This is a genomic window from Secundilactobacillus similis DSM 23365 = JCM 2765, from assembly GCF_001311075.1.
GTDB classification, from domain to species: domain Bacteria; phylum Bacillota; class Bacilli; order Lactobacillales; family Lactobacillaceae; genus Secundilactobacillus; species Secundilactobacillus similis.
In genome coordinates this window covers 31,050-49,383 of record NZ_BBAD01000005.1, presented here as the reverse complement: position 1 = coordinate 49,383, position 18,334 = coordinate 31,050, and the positions used below count along the sequence as shown (strand labels likewise).

Annotated in this window: 19 protein-coding genes, 1 pseudogene and 1 other annotated feature; of the genes and pseudogenes, 10 read left to right on the top strand and 10 right to left on the bottom strand. The window is 47.8% G+C overall.

Annotation, left to right across the window (positions count from 1 at the left end; genetic code table 11):
• Nucleotides 1-90: 90 nt before the first annotated feature.
• Complete coding sequence (locus tag JCM2765_RS02160; protein WP_225351920.1) at nt 91-1,674, bottom strand: peptide ABC transporter substrate-binding protein; 1,584 nt, start codon at nt 1,672-1,674, stop codon at nt 91-93.
• A gap of 99 nt (nt 1,675-1,773) precedes the next feature.
• The gene (locus tag JCM2765_RS02155) at nt 1,774-2,901 is read right to left on the bottom strand and encodes a GGDEF domain-containing protein (RefSeq protein ID WP_054733203.1); all 1,128 of its coding nucleotides are present in this window, start codon (nt 2,899-2,901) and stop codon (nt 1,774-1,776) included.
• Nucleotides 2,902-3,054: 153 nt separating this feature from the next.
• Here JCM2765_RS02155 and JCM2765_RS02150 point away from each other — a divergent pair, with 153 nt between their 5' ends.
• Genes JCM2765_RS02150 through JCM2765_RS02140 form a run of 3 tightly spaced genes read left to right on the top strand, consistent with a single transcriptional unit; the run spans nt 3,055 to nt 4,686 of the window.
• Entirely contained in the window at nt 3,055-3,534 is a 480-nt protein-coding gene (locus JCM2765_RS02150) for an ABC transporter substrate-binding protein (RefSeq protein WP_054733201.1), read from the top strand.
• Entirely contained in the window at nt 3,531-3,788 is a 258-nt protein-coding gene (locus JCM2765_RS02145; RefSeq protein ID WP_054733199.1) for a hypothetical protein, read from the top strand. Before JCM2765_RS02150 ends, JCM2765_RS02145 begins: the two co-directional genes overlap by 4 nt.
• Nucleotides 3,784-4,686 carry an ABC transporter substrate-binding protein gene (locus JCM2765_RS02140; RefSeq protein ID WP_082404955.1) on the top strand — a complete coding sequence of 301 codons (903 nt, stop codon included), beginning with the start codon at nt 3,784-3,786 and terminating at the stop codon, nt 4,684-4,686. Before JCM2765_RS02145 ends, JCM2765_RS02140 begins: the two co-directional genes overlap by 5 nt.
• Before the next feature lie 1,224 nt (nt 4,687-5,910).
• On the opposite strand, the pseudogene JCM2765_RS02135 reads toward JCM2765_RS02140, so the two are convergent.
• From JCM2765_RS02135 to JCM2765_RS02105, 7 genes and pseudogenes are all read right to left on the bottom strand, one after another.
• Nucleotides 5,911-6,719 (bottom strand): annotated as a pseudogene (locus tag JCM2765_RS02135) (WxLIP family cell surface protein).
• Nucleotides 6,653-6,850 carry a hypothetical protein gene (locus tag JCM2765_RS02130; protein WP_054733191.1) on the bottom strand — a complete coding sequence of 66 codons (198 nt, stop codon included), beginning with the start codon at nt 6,848-6,850 and terminating at the stop codon, nt 6,653-6,655. The pseudogene JCM2765_RS02135 and the gene JCM2765_RS02130 overlap by 67 nt, the downstream one beginning before the upstream one ends.
• Before the next feature lie 59 nt (nt 6,851-6,909).
• The gene (locus JCM2765_RS02125) at nt 6,910-7,590 is read right to left on the bottom strand and encodes a WxL domain-containing protein (RefSeq protein WP_054733188.1); all 681 of its coding nucleotides are present in this window, start codon (nt 7,588-7,590) and stop codon (nt 6,910-6,912) included.
• A 112-nt stretch (nt 7,591-7,702) separates the two neighbouring features.
• Complete coding sequence (locus JCM2765_RS02120; RefSeq protein ID WP_054733185.1) at nt 7,703-8,944, bottom strand: hypothetical protein; 1,242 nt, start codon at nt 8,942-8,944, stop codon at nt 7,703-7,705.
• On the bottom strand, nt 8,941-9,636 hold the full coding sequence (locus JCM2765_RS02115; protein WP_054733182.1) for a hypothetical protein: 696 nt from the start codon (nt 9,634-9,636) through the stop codon (nt 8,941-8,943). Before JCM2765_RS02115 ends, JCM2765_RS02120 begins: the two co-directional genes overlap by 4 nt.
• A 1,000-nt stretch (nt 9,637-10,636) precedes the next feature.
• Nucleotides 10,637-11,410, bottom strand: a complete 774-nt coding sequence (locus JCM2765_RS02110) for a dimethylarginine dimethylaminohydrolase family protein (protein ID WP_054733179.1) — start codon at nt 11,408-11,410, stop codon at nt 10,637-10,639.
• A gap of 87 nt (nt 11,411-11,497) precedes the next feature.
• Nucleotides 11,498-12,151 carry an HAD hydrolase-like protein gene (locus JCM2765_RS02105; RefSeq protein ID WP_054733176.1) on the bottom strand — a complete coding sequence of 218 codons (654 nt, stop codon included), beginning with the start codon at nt 12,149-12,151 and terminating at the stop codon, nt 11,498-11,500.
• 196 nt (nt 12,152-12,347) lie between these two features.
• Nucleotides 12,348-12,579, top strand: a binding site (T-box leader).
• A 186-nt stretch (nt 12,580-12,765) separates the two neighbouring features.
• Here JCM2765_RS02105 and JCM2765_RS02100 point away from each other — a divergent pair.
• The 6 genes from JCM2765_RS02100 to JCM2765_RS02085 all read left to right on the top strand — a co-directional run bounded on the left by JCM2765_RS02100 (nt 12,766) and on the right by JCM2765_RS02085 (nt 15,548).
• Complete coding sequence (locus tag JCM2765_RS02100) at nt 12,766-13,491, top strand: ABC transporter substrate-binding protein (RefSeq protein WP_054733173.1); 726 nt, start codon at nt 12,766-12,768, stop codon at nt 13,489-13,491.
• A gap of 145 nt (nt 13,492-13,636) precedes the next feature.
• Nucleotides 13,637-13,840 (top strand): ABC transporter substrate-binding protein, encoded by a 204-nt coding sequence (locus JCM2765_RS18945; protein WP_082404952.1) that lies wholly within the window; start codon nt 13,637-13,639, stop codon nt 13,838-13,840.
• Complete coding sequence (locus JCM2765_RS02095; protein ID WP_054733170.1) at nt 13,758-14,261, top strand: hypothetical protein; 504 nt, start codon at nt 13,758-13,760, stop codon at nt 14,259-14,261. The genes JCM2765_RS18945 and JCM2765_RS02095 overlap by 83 nt, the downstream gene beginning before the upstream one ends.
• Nucleotides 14,258-14,392 carry a hypothetical protein gene (locus tag JCM2765_RS18625; protein ID WP_263849287.1) on the top strand — a complete coding sequence of 45 codons (135 nt, stop codon included), beginning with the start codon at nt 14,258-14,260 and terminating at the stop codon, nt 14,390-14,392. Before JCM2765_RS02095 ends, JCM2765_RS18625 begins: the two co-directional genes overlap by 4 nt.
• A 23-nt stretch (nt 14,393-14,415) precedes the next feature.
• Nucleotides 14,416-14,727 carry a hypothetical protein gene (locus JCM2765_RS02090; protein WP_054733167.1) on the top strand — a complete coding sequence of 104 codons (312 nt, stop codon included), beginning with the start codon at nt 14,416-14,418 and terminating at the stop codon, nt 14,725-14,727.
• Entirely contained in the window at nt 14,724-15,548 is an 825-nt protein-coding gene (locus JCM2765_RS02085; protein WP_054733164.1) for a M20/M25/M40 family metallo-hydrolase, read from the top strand. Before JCM2765_RS02090 ends, JCM2765_RS02085 begins: the two co-directional genes overlap by 4 nt.
• A 920-nt stretch (nt 15,549-16,468) precedes the next feature.
• On the opposite strand, the gene JCM2765_RS02080 is transcribed toward JCM2765_RS02085, so the two are convergent.
• The gene (locus JCM2765_RS02080) at nt 16,469-17,053 is read right to left on the bottom strand and encodes a TetR/AcrR family transcriptional regulator C-terminal domain-containing protein (RefSeq protein ID WP_054733161.1); all 585 of its coding nucleotides are present in this window, start codon (nt 17,051-17,053) and stop codon (nt 16,469-16,471) included.
• Nucleotides 17,054-17,290: 237 nt separating this feature from the next.
• On the opposite strand from JCM2765_RS02080, the gene JCM2765_RS02075 reads away from it, so the two are divergent.
• On the top strand, nt 17,291-18,208 hold the full coding sequence (locus JCM2765_RS02075) for a diacylglycerol/lipid kinase family protein (RefSeq protein ID WP_054733159.1): 918 nt from the start codon (nt 17,291-17,293) through the stop codon (nt 18,206-18,208).
• Nucleotides 18,209-18,334 lie beyond the last annotated feature (126 nt).

Here is an 18,334-nt window from a genome sequence, read left to right as displayed (position 1 = left end):
ACTAAACAAACAAATCCCCCTACAAGCTTCTTTTAACTAGAAACCTGTAGGGGGATTCGTCTATCTTTTGAAACGTAATCGGACAAAATACTATTTCCGAGTAATCACACTCTCACTAAAGTCCCACTGCGCCCCCAACGGGAAGTAAACTAACCTCTTCACTCGTGGTCGCACTAACTGGGCCTGCACCCGCTGATACAGTGGAATCACACCCTGATCCGTCATGAGTTGTTTTTCAGCCGTCACTAAATCCCGCCACCGGGCTGCCGGTCGGTTAGCGTCTTGCACATCAGCCTGTTTGACTGCTTGGTCATACACGGCGTTTGACCAACCACCATGATTGTAACTGTTCGTTGTCGTCATCAAATTACTGAACGAACTGGCATCGGGGACGTTGGCGATCCAGCCATTCACGAGTAGATCAAATTGCCCCGCTTGCGACCGACTTAACCGAACGTTGAACGGCACCGTCACTGGTTTGACCGTTAAGCCTGGCAACCGTTCCAATTCACTCTGCAAAAATTCCGCGGTCGCTTTCCCCACTGGCGTATCATCCGCCAATAGTGACAACGTAACGTGTGACCGGCCACTGGCTTTCAACGCTTGGCGCCAAAGTTGCCGGGCCTTCGTTAAATTCGTGGCAGTCGCTTGCGGCACCCGCGAGGCCGCCGCAAAGTCGGTTCCCCGATACCGCATCAATCCTCTGGGAATAAACCCAGCTGGCACTGCTGAGCCATCCGCTAACACGTTCTTCACAAGTTCCCGACGATTAATTGCCAAGGATAATGCTTGCCGCGCTCGTCGCTGTTTCAATAGGCCATGCCGTTGTTGCATTTCCAAAAAGAACGTTGCCGCACCCCGTCGAAGGTGCACGTCCTTTGAGTTTCGGTACTGAGCATACTGGGTGCCATCCAGCGTCACCGCATCCACTTTACCAGCCTGATACTGATTCAGCCAAGTGCGTTGATCTGACATGACCGAAACGTTCACCTGGTGTAGCCGAACTGCTTTGGCATCCCAGTACTTCGGATTGCGCTGTAACGTCCACTGTTTGCCGGTCCCGGTCCACTTCACGAGTTTAAAAGGACCGTTGTACACTGCGCGATTGGCGCGGGTGGCGTACTTGCGACCGTATTTAGTGACCGTTGCTTGATGCTGCGGGAAGAACGCAGCGGTGCCCAATAGCGTTTTAAAATACGGTTGCGCCCGCGTCAACGTCACCACTAACTTTCGCTGACCAACTGCTTTGATGCCCAACTGGCTAGGCCGCTTCTTACCGGCTGTAATTGCCGTTGCATTCGCAACGTGGTCAAAAAGGTAGGCATATTGAGACTTAGTCGCTGGCGTCACCGTTCGTCGCCAGCCGTAAACAAAGTCCCGCGCCGTCACGGGATCGCCGTTACTCCACTTTGCCGTTTTCCGTAACTGAAACGTCCACGTTTTACCATCTGCTGAAACCTTGTAATGTTGGGCAACCCCGGGTTTTACTTTGGCATTCTGGCCAATTCGAAACAGGCCTTCATCCAAGTTATTCACCGTTGTACTGCTGACCACATCGGCCACCTTAGCTGGATCAATCGTCTGCAACGGCGCTTTTTCACCCCAGTTTAACTGCTGGGTGGCGGTCGTTTTAGCACCGCAGCCCGTTAACAATAGCATTACTAAACCACTCACTATACCCCATCCGCGCATCTCATACTCTCCTCAATTTCGATTCTAACTGAAAGGAGCCGTATGATGATAAGCATCATATGGCTCCTCTAACTTCCCAGTCTAAGCAATTGACTGCCCTTCAACCGTAATTTGGTCGCGACCGCCCTGCTTAGATAGGTACAAATTCTGATCTGCTCGCTCATACACGTCCTCAAAACTCATATCGTCTCGAGTCAGTGCCGTGACGCCCATCGACAACGTCACCGTAATCGTTTGGTTTTCAAAGTGAAATTGGTGCTGGCGAATGCGTTTTTGAATCGCTTTAGCTGCAAATAACGTATCAGCAGCATCCGCCATGAAGATAATATTGAACTCTTCCCCACCAGTTCGGTAGAAGCTCGGTTGTAGCTGCGGATACTGTTTCAATTCAGTCGCAATTAACATCGCCGTCTTCGCCAAAATATGGTTTCCAGCCATATGGCCGTAGGTGTCATTAACCGCCTTAAAGTAGTCAATATCAAACATTAATAATGTTAACGGTGCATCCTCACTTCTCGCGATGCCAATCTTAGTCAAGCTGTCACTCTTAAACGCAAAGAAACTCCCAACTCGGGTCAGTTCATCGCGGTTGACCCGTTGTTCCAACTGATGCCGTTCCAATTCCGTGATTCGTTCGGACGACCAGTAGAACATGGTGAAGATGTTGACCAGCAAAAACATGACCACACTCATCGCGACTGAAATCACCGTCATTTGCGTCTGCTGAAGCCAAAAATCTAAGGCGATCCAGAGGACAACTTCCATTCGAATCAACCAACTACGGTTAATTTCACGCCGCCACCGGTAAATAAAGCCCAGTATCACGGCAATGAAAACCAATGATAGGTAGAACAGCGGGTTGCGGACGTTGTTATTTGCAATCCAAAACACGAGGATTCCTAAACAACGAATGCTGTATTCCACCGGTCGAACAACGTTTCGTAATAGCGGCATAAATAAAATGTAGAGTGCCCAGTTCAAATAGGCAGCCTCATTGCTTGGATTCCAGTACTGCGCAAGTTCGCAAAAACCTGCCATCGCAAAGATGAAGCTGGTCGCTACGACCGGTTCCCTGAAATTGGTCAGGAAGCCGAGTTGTTTTCGTTTATTTTCAAGAGCGGCGAGTCCCTGGTTACTAAACACCACGAAACCAGAGATAAAAAACGCCGCGATGACTGTTTGGATGACCCAATTACCCCAGTCAAACATGTCGGCCTCCGTAAAAAAATAGTTTGTCTTTATTATTTATCATTTGCGAATCATAAGTCAAGGCTTAGAATAAGAATATACATACCTATATTTAGTCCGAATCATGGGGTCACTTTGCCACTCATCAATTCGGTACGAAAGGACTTTGCGCTCATGCAACTTAAAACCACACTTCAAATCAGCCTCGCTGTTGGCCTTGTCGTCATGCTTACCACCGGATTTTATATTCGAGACATTCCTGATAGTACCCAAGCTGTTCACACGACCACCCTCCGCGTAGGAACGAGCACGCCCATTGAAACCCTTGATAGTAGCACCTACACCTCCCATGAAGCATACGAAGCGCTCGTATCTACCCTAGTTGGCTTATACCGTTATAATGGCCAAAATAAAATCACGCCGGCAATCAGTGACGGTCACCCCACGAAAAGTAAGGATGGCTTAACCTACGTCTTTACACTTCGCGACTTCAAGTGGAGCAATGGTGACCGAGTCACCGCTGGCGATTTCGTTTATGCATGGCGCCGATTAGCTAACCCGAAAACTAATTCGCGAAACGCTTCCCGGATGGATTTTCTTAAAAATGGCGAAGCGTTCGAACCGGTACTAAACCAGTCACTGCGCTTGGTGTGAAGGCCATCAACCAAAACCACCTTCAAGTTAAGCTCAACGCCCCAACCCCTTATCTGGATCAGTTGCTTGCCGATGCCCCAACGCTACCGATCAATCAGCAATTTGCTAAAAAATTAGGTGCCGAATACGGCAATTCCGCAACTCACGTCCTGTCAGACGGGCCGTTCAAAATCAGCGGCTGGTCTGGCGCGACTGACCATGATTGGTCGTACGTCAAGAACCTGATTACCGCCTTAGTCACCACGTCAAATTGAATCAAGTCAATTTTCGGTAACCGCTAATGCCAAAAAATTAGCCGACCAATTTACAGCCGGCAAGCTTGACTATGCGCCACTTTCTCCTGATGACGTTTCCCACTACACCAACTCTAATAATCTGAAAATGATGTCAACGTTAACCTCCGCTTACATCTTTTTTAACACCAGCATGGGAGACACCACTAACGTTCACCTTCGTCGAGCGATCGCGCAAGCTTACGACAAGCATCTGCTAACGCAAAGTAAACTAAAAGATGGTGCCATTCCGCTCAATGGCCTGATTCCCAAGAATCTCGCCAAATCACCTCAGGGGGTCGATTATCGAACCGATACTGGTAATCTGGAAACCTATAACTTAACCAAGGCCAGCCAACAGTGGGCTATCGCGAAAAAACAGCTCGGCACCCAACACGTCTCGTTGACCCTCCTCGTAGCGGATAATAACACCGCTAAAGTCAGTGCCAGCTTCTTGAAGGGCCAGTTGGAGCATAATCTACCCGGCCTAAAAATCACCATTAAAACCGTGTCACTTGCCAAACGGGTCGCCATGGAAGCAGCGGGTAAATACCAATTGGTGTTCTCAACCTGGACCCCAGCCGATACAGATCCTTACAACTTCCTCACCTTCTATAAAACCGGTAGCCAACTCAATATTACCGGCTACACCAGCAATAAAGCGGATCGTTTGATCAATCAGGCTAATAGTAACAACCCGGCCAAACGTTGGCAAATGATTCAGCGGACCGAACGCTACCTCATGGAAAAGGAAGTCCCATCCGCCGGTGTGTTCCAAGCTGGTCAAGCCTACCTGCTAAATAACCGCGTCAGTCGCTTTTCGATTTCACCATCCGGTCTCGTTAATTACGAGTATGCGCGGTTGAAGTCAACCGATTAGCGGTCGTTGCAATCGTCGATAAGAAGCCCTTGGAGAAAAACGTTCAAGGGCTTTTTTGACTGTCGTTTGTGTCCAGCGTAAGCATTCTTCTGTTTAGTTTGTGAAGTTCGGTGATTTGCGTGGACTGGCGATTCCGGTATGCGACTAGGTTCCTGCTGTGGGGCCGGTCTGAGCCAAAGGGCGGTCTCAGACCTCGAATCTAAGCCTCGCCAAAACCCGTGCGAGTCTTAGATTCGTCCCCGATAATTGGCGGTTGTTGGAAGATTGTCAACAACCACCAATTATCGCGACACAGCATACACCTAGTCGCTTACCTCCATCTCACCATGTGCAGGCAGGCACTATTGTAGACCATCTCAAGTGCTTAACTGGACAACTTGCGGCGGTATTACAATAACACTAACGCTGATTCGGCAAACGACAGAATTGATCATCAGCTAACGTTTCAGAATCGCGAAGAATTAACAGCGACGCAGAATGACAACGTAACGGCATTAAGTCAACGCAAACGCGACGTACGACTGGCCAATCTAATAATGCGCAATCGTTGCCTCGTTGCGGTTACTGAACATTGACTACTATCGTTTCTTGCAGTTGTTGGGTTATGATCGAACGTTGTGGTCATACAGTTTCGTCAACTTCAGCATGTGGTAGTTAGCTGTTGTAGTTGTCGACAACTCACTATGTAGCGGGAGGCGGAGGCGCGCGGGGCTCAGCAGTGTCGGTATGACTTGGGCAATCGTGCCCCGTGGGGTTCGGGGTGCGAGTGCCTTAGTCATACGCGGGTCCGGAGAGATCCGGCATGGCGGTTCTCAGCCATTCCTAGCTCGTAGGACCGCCACTGCGTTCCAGTCCCCGCATAGCGCCGGAGCCTCCCGCGGCAGCCTCCCACTATAGAAAACCAGAATCATCGTACTTCACGAACTAAATATGCTTACGCTGGACACAAACGACAACAGCTATCACTAAAACATGTCATCATACAAAGTAAACTAATTGCTGATTTCAAGGCAATCGTCCACTTCAAAAAAGCGTAACATCTTATGCAACCAAATTAGGCAAAGGCCCCGTAGATTTCAAAATTAGAAATCTACGGGGCCTTTACTTATCCGTTGAAACTTAGCCAAGGATTGTTTCATACGTTTTATTCATATGAAGAAGCTTCACATTACTGCTGTTTCTGTTGCCGATGTCGTAAAATCGCCCAAATTGCTACAATGACGATCAAGCAATGATGAGCCAGAGCCACCAGTAAGACATCGCCGTCTTTGGATTTAACGTCGAAGCTTGTGCCCGGGTAATCGTGAAGTCCCGGTTGACCGTCCAACGTTGCGTGCCGGAAGTGGCCACTAATGCCAAGTGGTATTTCCCGGGTTTAATCGTTTTCGGTTGCCAGCCCATGTGGTAGTTGAACGCCGAGTTAGGCGCCATGCAAGGTCGGTTTGCTTGTGATGTGCGACCGTCTGGTTAGCGTCATTGGTCACCTTCGCATCAATCGTCATTTTACCAAATAGTGCTGGTTCAATGTTTTGAACGTTCGCTAACGCCACTAATTGACCGTTGACCTTGGCCGGTTTAATGGTCCCAACTTGTACGACCGGTGAAACGGCTTGCTTGCGTTGTTGTAACGTGACACCAACAACCGTTTCGTACCGGTTTTGAATACTGAACCCCTTCTTAACGGAAGTGGTGGTCGTTTCGCCTAATGCTCGAACCCGAAAGCCACCGTCGATCAACCCGCTAAAATGGCCACTTGGAGTTTTCACGGTAAAGGTTACCGTGCGGGTTGCATTTGGCGCCAACGTTACGGTTTGCGCTGCCGATACCAACCGTGCGAACTGTGACTGCTTAGCAACCAGCTTGGCCTTAACGGTTGGCTTATAGGCAATCACGCCGTTATCGTTCGTGTACGCACTTACCGGCGCCACCTGAATCTTACGTCTTTTATCCGCTTGGTTGTGTACTTTTAACGACAACCGTTCCGTTTGACCGGGTTTGACGAGTAATTGAAAATACCCGGCTGCCCGATTAATCTGGTGCTGATGAGTAACGGCTTAACGCTAAAGCCCATCCCACTAGTCGTGCTAGCAGCTTGTGCAGTTTGCCCTGACAAGCCAACCATCCCAGCAAGCACCGCAAGGACCAAAAACCATTTTTTTAACATCTTATACTCCTGTTATCATGACGAAAACCAGCGTTAACGCCGATTCAGTTACCGATTGTTTATTCCGCAGCGGCGGCCGTTGGGGTTTGGTTCAACGTCCAAGTTACCGTTGACTGGTAATTTTTAGCACCTGCTAATTGTGCCAAACCAACCCCTGAAATGTCTAGGTTAGTTGCTGATGAATCAACACTCGCCGTTGATACCCCTAACGCTGGTGAGCCACTCAACACCTTTGCGCTAACACCCATGATATCTGTCGCACTGGCTGCCTTGGCAGCCTTACCCGCATCGGCACCCGTATAAGTATCCTCAGCGTCATCGAGGTTGCTCTCCTTAGTCGTTGCACCCGTTAGTCCTAGGTTAAAGACGACGTTATCCAAAGTGACGTTCCCATCTGTAGATTTAAACGGATCTGCTTTGGCCGTTAAAGTCCAACCACTAACCGTTGTGTTGTAGTTTGTCACACTAATTTTTGGTAGATTGGAACTCGACTTTAGGATCAACTTTTGGTTTTTACCAAAATCGGACAACTTGTACGACCCAAAATCAAACGCCGTATCCGAGTCAATCTTACCAATTGATAAGTCGCCGTCTTCAACGTTAAACGTGGCTTTGCTGGTACCGGCTGTTGTCTGAGACGTCGTTGCACTAATGTCATCAGCATGCGCGGTAATCCCCGTTACCCCTAAACCTGCTAAAATTGCGATACTTGCTAATCCTAACCATACTGACTGCTTCATAATTAAAATCCTCCTAAAATGATATAAGTAGTTAATTAATGGTTTGACCTGTTAAAGTTAACTGCCACGTTAGCCCAACGCTGGCATGAATTTGCTGCATGGCTAATGGCACTTAAAGTTGAAACCCGTTTAGATTACTCGTGGTTTCGTTTAAGGCTGCCGCTCGAAGCCTAGTGTTATACGAATCGGCGGCATCACTAGCGGTGGGCGTCACGCTAAGCAACTGTTTCGCATCGGTCATCAACGCCACTAGCCCATCATCTTGATACGTGAACTGATTTGATCCTAAAAAAACGTTTTGGTCGGCCGTTTTTGGTTCCGCCACACTGGCATCCCCCTTAACCGACAGCTGATACGGCACATGGCTTGCGTTAACCGCCATGACCTGTGGCGCAACTTTTGGCACCACCGTCAAGTCACTGGCATTCGCACTCGTAATTTGGTCAAAGGCAACCTGAGTGGGTACCGATAACTTAAACGGCGCCAAATTATACGTGATGTTACTTGACCAAAGTTTCGTCACACCACTAGTCCCTGGGTTATCGGTCGCCAACGCAAAATCAATCGTTCGGGTGGTCGCCGTACTAAACGTGATGCGGCCATCCGCTACCGACTGAACGATAGCGATACCTCGACTGGGATAAAACGCCGTCCCGTTAGTGGTTGAATCAAAAACGCCTTCGCCACTAACGGCCGGTTGCTGGCTATTTTTCAGCAACCGCCAAGTTTTTTGATTATCGCCCGACACATATAGTTTGGCATTCTTATACCCCTGCCAACTCACGTAGTAGTCGGTTGCGTCGTAGTACCCAAACTGGGTATCCAGTACCGCGGGTTGGTCAAATGACAAACTGGATTGATCCCCGCTAGCGCCCTTCCACCGGGCAGTAGCGTTAACTTTTTTGGTTTCTTCGGTATTATCCGCAGCGTTTTTCGGATCACTAAAGTCGGTCGGGTTGAAAACGCCTTGAGCGCCATCCGTGTTGACCGAACTGTCCACGGCAATGTTTTTGGCCGCTAACGCCGTGATGTTGGTGTTCAAATTGTGAATCGTCACGTCGGTATTTGGCGCCATGACACTACCAACGAACTTGTTATTAAATCCGAGGGTCGATAACCGGTCAAAGTTTAATAACAAATGGTTTTTATCTTTGATCTGGGTCTGGTCGCCTTCTGGGCCGTACGTGACGTTAACCGTATCGTTACTGCTGTAAAATTCCAATGTATCGGTCAATTTTGGAAAATTCAAAATCACGACCGGTTCCGTTTTTTCCTTCGTAATGTAATCAATGTTAATGGTGATATCCGTGTAGTTTTTCCGGAGCTGTTTCGCTTCGGTGACTGGGATGTTCACGACAAGTAATTGGTGTTGGCCCGAATCGGTAATCGTGGTATCAATCCCCTGACCCCACTAATCTCACTTTCGGGAATATCCTTGATGTTTAGAAAATCGCTGGAAAAGGTTGCCTTTAGCTGTTCAGGTGAATTGTAAAAATCACTTAAATCCGATAACTGTTTGGCGGCATCTTCAAATGAACTGATGCCATTATCAGCAAAGTCCGTCACCGAACTGAGCGCGTCCGGTTTGATTGCTTGACCGGCCGTGTTCGTCAACGACTTGGTATCGTCGGCCTCAGCTGCAAAAACGCCGGCAGTTTGGTCGGTCGCTAGCCGGGTCGACAGCGTATTTGAATCGTCCGCTAATTGATTCACCACCAGCATGTGCGAGTCCATCCCATCAACTTGTTGATTCCAGCCAATCGACTTTTCCCAGTTGTTCAGTTGAAAGTGATTGGCCGCGATTCGGGCGTTATCAACGCTATTCGCCTGAACGTAGTTATTCGTTGCAAACAGGTTAAAGTTAGACGCCGCTCCCAGCGCATAATTATGGGTAACGAGGTAACCTAAACTAGTTTTATCTCGTTCACTTGGTGCTTGATCAGTTGTCGTTTCAGCTTGCGCGTGAACGCTTGAAAGCCACCCACTGCTAACCAGTGTTAGTAAAAAGATGATGATGATCAACCCGTTCCAGTTACGTTGCTGCATCCTAGTCCCTCCCCTGTTCACACGAAAAAACGCGATAGTTAGCCTCTAGTAACCGCTGATGACCAGCACTTACTAGCGTTGTATTATCACGCTAGTCCCCCCAAGATCCCGGCTAATGATGACCGGGTATTCAATTCGTTTATTCGTTAGGTATTGCTGGGTGGTCACTAAACGGTTACCATCATGCTCAACCTCAGCCATTGTTAATACAGTATCGTCAAGTTGTGCACAATTCATATTAACCAGTTCGTTCAGTGTACCTAACTCTTACCGAGAAAGCAATGCGTTTTCACTGATTTTTTGATAGTAGACATGAAAATACTACTTTTTAGTTAAAGTGGTCAAATGAAAGCGGGTTAACTTTTTTGAGTGGCAAATTAAGTGATTGGTTGGTTCCAGCAATCGGTACTCAATTGTAAGCAGTATTAGGTGCTTGATTTTTACGTATTCGAAATTATAGTTGGCGGTTCAGGTGGGTGGTCAATTTATTTTATGCATTAATTTGGTTAAATAATGTATATTTTAGTTTTTTTTCGAACCTTAACTTGATTATTCGGTTAAATCGCTCTTGTCGTCTAGTCGTTTGTTTAATTTAAATCAGCCCTCAAGCCCACTCATTTGGTAAAAATTCTGCTAAATTGGTGGCGGTTTGTGATTTATTTGTACATTCATCGTAGTTGTTTTAGCTTGACTGATTGCAGGTCTTTGATACTAAGTGATGTAAAGATAGCGTGTTGGCCCCGCTTTAATGTAATGATGCGAGGCTGGCGACGTGCTTCGCTATTACGTTTGTTTCGGCTCTGTGTCAGCTTTACTTTTCCAAATAATCGGTTATATTGTGCAGCTTGCCAACGTTGCTTCTTTTAGGCTACCACGCCGAAATGCGCAAAAAAAGGCAGAGCGTTGCATATAAGAGCGGCCCCAGTAAAACAACCAAAAACCGGTAGTTTTACTGGGGCCGCCCTTATATTTCATGCTCTAAACGCTTTTTTTGCGCTCTCTAAAATCTCAACGACAAACAAGTCAACCCGCCGTCAATCTTCTCAAACTCCGACATTTCAGCCTCAACCACTGACAAGCCGGCACCCGTTAATAAGGCTTTAACACCTGGGAAACCTGCTGGCATTAATACTTTGTCGCCATTTTGGATGCAATTAACTGCGTAGTCTTCACCCGCTGGTACCTTCAGTTGCTTGAAAGCTGCGAATGCTGGGTGGTCAATGTATTCACCTGAAACTAACATTTGGTTGTTGCCCATGTAAGTCACACCGGTCTTCAAATGCAGCACCTGCTTAACCGGTACCGCAACAACTGCCATGTCAAACTGTTTGGCAATCGCCGTAAATTGGTCAATGCCGGCTTGGTTCGTCCGGGCTGACAGACCAATGTAGAACGTATCTTCAACCTGCATCACGTCGCCACCTTCAAGGGTCGCTGGTGCAGTGATCTCAAAGATTTGTTCTGCTAAATAGTTCGCTTGAATGGCGGATTTAATGGCTTCACGTTCGCCATTCCGTGACTGCTTAGCTGGGTTGGTGATCACTGCAAATTTACCAGTTACCACCACCGCTGGATCCTCAACGAAGCAAGAATCTGGGTAAGCTTCCAGGGCATCTAAGACCGTCACCTTAACACCTAAGCTTTCCAACGCTTTCACGTAAGCTTGGTGTTCCGCAAGTGCCTTAGTGTAATCTGGGGTTCCTAAATCAGCATAATCGTCAATGCCGTCAATAACGGATTGACCCGGTGTCCGAACAATTGCATTTTTAAACATAAGCGTGACCTCTTTTGGTTTGTTTTGAATAAGTATACCACCAATATTCAATTTTGCGTTACTTTTTTAAGAACTCGATTAAAATAGCTAATCAATCAATTTTTGAACGGCTTCAATGATTTCTGTTGGTCGATCCACAATCACATCCGCCCGGTGCGCGACAAGCTCTTCACGACTCCCAAAACCATACGTCACCCCAATCACCGGTACGTGATTCGCATGACCGCCTTCAACGTCCATCTCTCGGTCACCAACCATCAACGCTTCCTTAGGATCAACGCCAGTGTCGGCGATACCGACCGCTAAAATTGCCGGTTTCTTCATGGCGTCAGGAATCGCACCATAAACACCGGTAAAATACTGATCTAACGCAAAGTGAGCAACCAACCGATCCAACTGGGCCTGAATCTTAGCGGAAGCCAGGTTAAGCTGAAAGCCCGCCTCCTTAAGGGTTGTCATCGTCTCTAAAAATCGGGGATAGATGGTCAAATCAAACAGTGACACCTCTCGATAATAGTCATGAAACAGGTCTGCGCCGTGGTTAATGTCAGCCTGCGTCAACTCCGGATAAAAGTGCGCCAAACTATCATAGATGGTTGGTCCAATAAACGATCGATAATCAGTTTCCGTAAGCGGTTTCAATTTCATCTGTTCAACACAGTATTTTACCGCCCGAACGGTGCCCCGTTCAGAATCGGCCACCGTGCCGTCAAAATCAAAAAATAATTGTTTCGTCATCATTCAACACCGCCTTCTCATCATACTGTTAAGTTTACGCGCTTTTAACGCCATTGAAAAATAAATCTTAAATTTGATTAAGTTAGCGATTAGCGTTGATTCAACAGCCTTCCCACACATCATTAACTTTGAATTTTAACCAAAATCTTAAACTATCCTTGACTTTAAATTAAGATTAGTTTAAATTAAATAGCAATTAGAAAACGCCGTGACTAGTCTAAGTAGGTCTTCATTTAAGAGAGTATTCGTTTGGCTGAAAGAATACACGTGAGACCGAACCACAACTAAGAGCTGGTGTACTGAAGCGCTAAGTGAGTAAGTGCACCCGTTTGACCCCGTTACCGGTCCAAGTTTTAACGAACTTACTGAGGTAGCCATCGCGAGGTGGTTACAAATCAGAGGTGGAACCGTGATGAATAATCGCCCTCTCGATGTCAACTGACATTGAGGGGGCTTTTTAATATTTATAGCTTTGAAAGGATGATTTTGATGAACCGAGTCTTACCCAACAACTTAATAACACTTGCGCTGGTGGCCGGCATCATGCGCATCATAGTCTGCACTAGGCGTCACCCCATAACGATCATCGACACGACAACTACTAGGAGGCAACACATATGCGCAAATCATTCACTGCTTTATTAACCATTTCAGTTTTAGCAACCGGGGTTCTACTTTCAGGATGTGGCAAGTCCACCTCAGGTACGAAACAAACCGCAACCATTATGGAACAGGCCGACATTTCGTCATTTGACTCAACCATGATCACCGACGTTGGCGCGCTAGAAACCGTCAACAACACCCAAGAAGGCCTCTACCGGATGAAGAACAGCACCACGGTGGAACCGGGCTTAGCAACTAGCATCGTTAAACCAACTCAAAACGGGACGGTTTACACCTTCAAACTTCGCAAGAACCTCAAGTGGAGCAACGGCGATGCCCTCACCGCTAACGACTTTGTCTTCGCATGGCGCCGGGCGGTAACCCCTGAAACCAAGGCAGCCGATGCTTACCGGTTCTTACCTATTAAGAATGCCCAAGCCATTGAAAACGGCAAGTTAGCCCCATCGAAACTTGGCATCAAAGCCTTAAACAAAACCACCGTTCAAGTCACACTGGCTCAAGCAACGCCTTATTTCAAATATCTCTGTGCTTCCGTTCCCTTCCTGCCACAAGATCAAAAAGTGGTCAACAAGTATGGCAAGGCTTACGGCACAACTTCAGACAAAACGGTTTATAGCGGTCCGTTCGTTGTTAAAAAGTGGACCACGAGTTCGTCTCGTTGGGATCTTACTAAGAACCAAAGTACTGGGATAAGAAGAACGTTAAACTTAATAAGGTAACGTTCTTAGTCACTAAGTCACCCGAAACTGCTTTGTCACTTTACCAATCTGGTAAGTTAGACAACATCGTCTTGGCGGGTCAACAAGCCGCTCAAGAAGCTAACAATAAGGCTACCTCAGTTACCCAAGTGGTGAAACAGATTACATCGCCTACAACTACCGGACAAAAGCCCTTCGCAATGCCAACATCCGTAAGGCCATCTCACTGACGATCAATCGTAAGAGTTTAACCAAGAACGTGTTGAAGAATGGTGCTAAGGCGCCTTATGGTATCGCGCCAGAAGCAATGTCTAAGAACATCAAATGGGAAGGATTTCGCCAAGGACGCCAGTGTAAAACAATCCGTTGACTATAACCCAACCTTAGCTAAGAAGTACTGGGCTAAGGGGATGAAGGAACTCGGCATGTCTAAGATGACCTTGAACTTGGTCTGCTACGACGTGGACGCCTTCAAACAATCCGCTGAATTTATCCAATCCTCAGCTCAAAAATACCTCAAGGGCTTGAAGATCAACATCAACGTTCAACCAAAGGTCCAAGCCATCACTACCATGCAACAAAAGAAAGGCTACGATCTCGCTTTACGAACTGGATCGCCTCATATCCTGACCTTGACGAGTTCTTCCAACTTTCAACCACTGACAACGTCAACAACGCTGGTAACTACAGCAGTAGTGCTTACGATGCCGTCTACAAGAAAGCTAACACGACTGATTCTAACAACGCACAAGCCCGTTACAACGACTTTAAGCAAGCTAGTCAAATCTTGATGAACGACCAAGCCATCCTACCAGTGAACCAGGGTCAAATCGCCCGGTTGAACACGCCATCTCTAAAGGGTGTCAACTACGCCGCTGCCCAAGGGATTTCACTCAAGGACGCTTATCGAACCAACAAGTAACCACAACAATAGGAGGAAATTGAATGATGACAACTACTAACGAAACCTTAACCCCAGTAACCCTAGACGAACTTCAAATGATGACGGACTTCAATTACCTGCATGACCGTGGCGAAATTGCGTTCCAAGAAGTCAACACCACTAATTACCTGGCTAGCCGTTTAGACGAAATGGGCATCAGCTACGAACGCTTCGATGGCTTCACCGGCCTCCTCGCCACCATTGGCGACGGCCGCAAACCACTGATTGGTCTTCGGACTGACATCGATGCCTTAAAACAAGTCTACCAAGCAAAACCGGCGTCTTCCACTCCTGTGGCCACGATTCTCACATGACGATGATTTTAGCCGTTGCCAAATACTTCTCGGAAAATCCTGACCAACTACCTGGCACGTTGAAAGTCATCTTCCAACCCGCCGAAGAAACGGTCACTGGCGCTGAACGGGTCATCAAGAGTGGGCAACTACCACAACTTGACTGCCTATACGGCGTGCACGTTGCGGCCGCCAACGATATCGCTGGTAAACACGCTGCCCCAATCATCATGGCTGCCGCCACCCGGACCTACTGGGTCACCATCACTGGTAAAACGGCCCACGCTGGCCGCCCATGGTTAGGCGCCAACGTCATCGATGCCTTTAGCACCATTAATGAAAAATTCAAACAAATCAAACTGGACACGGACACCCCCTACTCCTGCATCACCACGATGTTCCAAGCGGGTGAATCTTCCAACATCGTGCCAGATCGTGCCACCTTCGCCGTTGACCTCCGTGCGCGGAACAACGATTTAATGAACGAGATGCAAGAACAGGCCTTCGCCATCATGAAGAGCGTCGAAACTGACGACATCAAAGTGATCCTTGACGGTAACGACCTCTCACCAGCTTCGATTCCAAGTGAACCTGCCATGGCTAACATGCGCCAAGCCATCGTTAACGTCCTTGGTGAAGACGGCCTCGTTGAAGCCAAGCCATCCCAAGGTGGCGATGACTTTCACTTCTACGCCTACGACGGCATCGCCAAGGAAACCACGATGCTTGGCCTTGGTTGCGACCTCAAACCTGGCTTGCACGTTCCCGGCATGACCTTTGACCGGAGTGCCATGTTTGACGGTGCTAAGATGTTGATTGATGCGATTCGATTGACGAAGTAACTGGTATAAAAAAGACAGACCCGCTGTGGTCTGTCTTTTTTTGTGCTTACGCTTGTGTCCAGCGTAAGCATGTTTAGTTTGTGAAGTGATTCTGGTTTTCTATAGTGGGAAGATGCCGCGGGAGGCTCCGGCGCTATGCGAGGCTGGAACGCAGTGGCGGGCCTACGAGCTAGGAATGGCTGAGAACCGCCATGCCGGATCTCTCCGGACCCGCGTATGACTAAAGCACTCGCAGCCCGAACCCCACGGACTACGACTGCTTAAGTCATACCGACACTGCTGAGCCTCGCGCGCCTCCGCCTCCCGCTGCATGGTGCGCTGTTGGCAATCAGAATCTCTGACTGTCACATTCTGAAGCTGACGAAACCGCGTAATAAGCAACGCTAGATGGTAACTCAACAACTGTAAGAAACGATTGTGGTCAATGTTCAGTAACCGCAATGAATCAACGAGTGCGTGATACTAAATCTGACGGTCGTGCATCACGTTTGTGTAGGTTTAATGTAGCTACGTCGACATTCAGACATCCGTTGTAATCACGTTGACTGATGATTATCCTGCCGTTTGTCGACTCAACGTCAGTCGTTGCAATACTGTCGCAAGCCGTGCAGTTAAGCACTTGAGATGGTCTGCAATAGTGCCAAATTGCGCAATATGAGATTTCGGTCAGCGATAGGTGGATGCTGTGTCGCGATGATTGGTGGTTGTTGGTGCTCTTTCGACAACCGCCAATCATCGGGGACGAAGTTAAGACTCGCGTGGGTTTTGGCGAGGCTTACTTCGAGGTCTGAGACCGCCCTTCGGCTCAGACCGGCCCCACAGCAGGAACCTAGTCGCTGACCGGAATCGGCAGTTCAAGCAAATCACCGCACTTCACAAACTGAACAGCAGAATGCTTACGCTGGACACAAGCGTAACCGTCAAGCGCTCATATAACGATAACGATCGATTCGTTTGCTCCGCAGCAAGAAGCCATTAATGCCATCTTCGAGGTAGAACTTCAAAAACTCATATTCCTGTTTAAACGACACTTCAGGATCTTGATACAGCCACTTCTTCAATGAGGTAAACAGCGTCTCGCCCAGCACTTCGCGTAAGAAGTCGCAGTAGTCCGTGTTGAGACTGATTTTTTCGTACTCGCCTAAGCTCGTGAAGATTTCGCCGACCATCTTCTTGATGTGCTCACCGATGACTTCTTCGGGCGCATTCTGTTCATCCAACTGTAACACGTGTTGGTAGAAGGTTCGATTCTCATTAAAGTAGGTCATCATCGCCAGTAAAGTCTGTGGCCAAAGCCGGTAGTTGCCGCAGTAACGCACCGCGTCGTTGACTTCCGTTTGGTAAATATCAGCCAACACATCGTATTTATCCCGGAAATGGTCGTAAAATGACTGCCGTCTGATTCCCGCTTCCGCCATGATCGTCGTCACGGTGATCTTATCAAATGGCAAGGTGATCACTAACTGCTTGGTTGCCGCGATAATTGACTCCTTCGTTTTACTCATCCATCAAGATCCTTTCGTTCGTTCTTCGTGCTTACTAGTCGTTAGTGGTAGCTTAGCACAAATGATTTCGAAATGAAATTAACGACATTTATCGATTTTCGTTAGCTCCGAATCTTAGTCGAAACCGTTCACCCCATCAACATTTTTTACAAAATGACCAAATCTGGCTAAGTTATGCATTGCAGTTCGCCCAAATTTTCAGTAGAATATTACTATTCTATAAGGGGGAATATTCACTTGCTTAATAACGTCGAACTGATCATTAATCCCGTTGCGGGGAACGGGAAAACGGCACGGCTCCAAGATCAATTGATCGAACAGCTCCAGCCCAACTGTCTTACCTTACATACGCAACACACCCAGTATCCGGGTCATGCGCAAGAACTCGCCAGTCAATTGACTGACGCTGCCGATACCATCGTGGTCGTGTTCGGCGGTGATGGCACCCTCCACGAAGTTGTGAACGGCTTACACCAAGCGCACCTTGAACTGCCAGTCGGCTACATTCCAACTGGGACTGGCAACGACTTTGCGCGGGCACACGGTATTTCACAAAAGCCATTAATCGCACTTAATCAACTGCTAACGGCTCAGGCAACTGCCACCGCAATTGGCCTTGTCAGTGACCCTAAATTAGGTGAAATTGTGTTTATCAATAATCTGGGTATCGGCATTGATGCCAATATCGTGTACCAAACCAACCATTCTAAAATCAAAGGACTCCTAAATAAGCTGAAGCTTGGCAATATGTCATACGCCGCTAATCTGTTAAAGGCCATCCGTCACCAGCAACCATTCCAGCTGACTTGGCAGGCCCGCAAAGATCACCAACTAGACCACGCTTACTTATGCGTCTTCACCAACCACCCCTACTTCGGTGGTGGCGTCCAGTTGTTGTCTGACCGTCAAAATGCGCAGGCTGGCATCCACCTCGTCATGGTTGAAAAAACGACTTGGCGTAAATTGATTCCAGTCATCGGCTCCATTTATGCGGGACGCTCCCTGAACCACAATATCCACACTGCTGATCACGACACGTTCCACCTCCTCGTGAACTCACCACAACACATTCAAATTGATGGTGAAGAAGCGATGGCGCCCGTAAACGCAACAATCAAACAGATTAACCAGACTTTTTTATTGCCAGTCAGTTAATTCCGTATCAATCAAACGCACGGTGATCACATAGCTAAGTGGTCACCGTGCTTTTTTAGTCCATTGCCCACATCGGCGCTTCCGTAGTACACTGTTGGTAGTTACGACACGTTTATTATTGGAGGC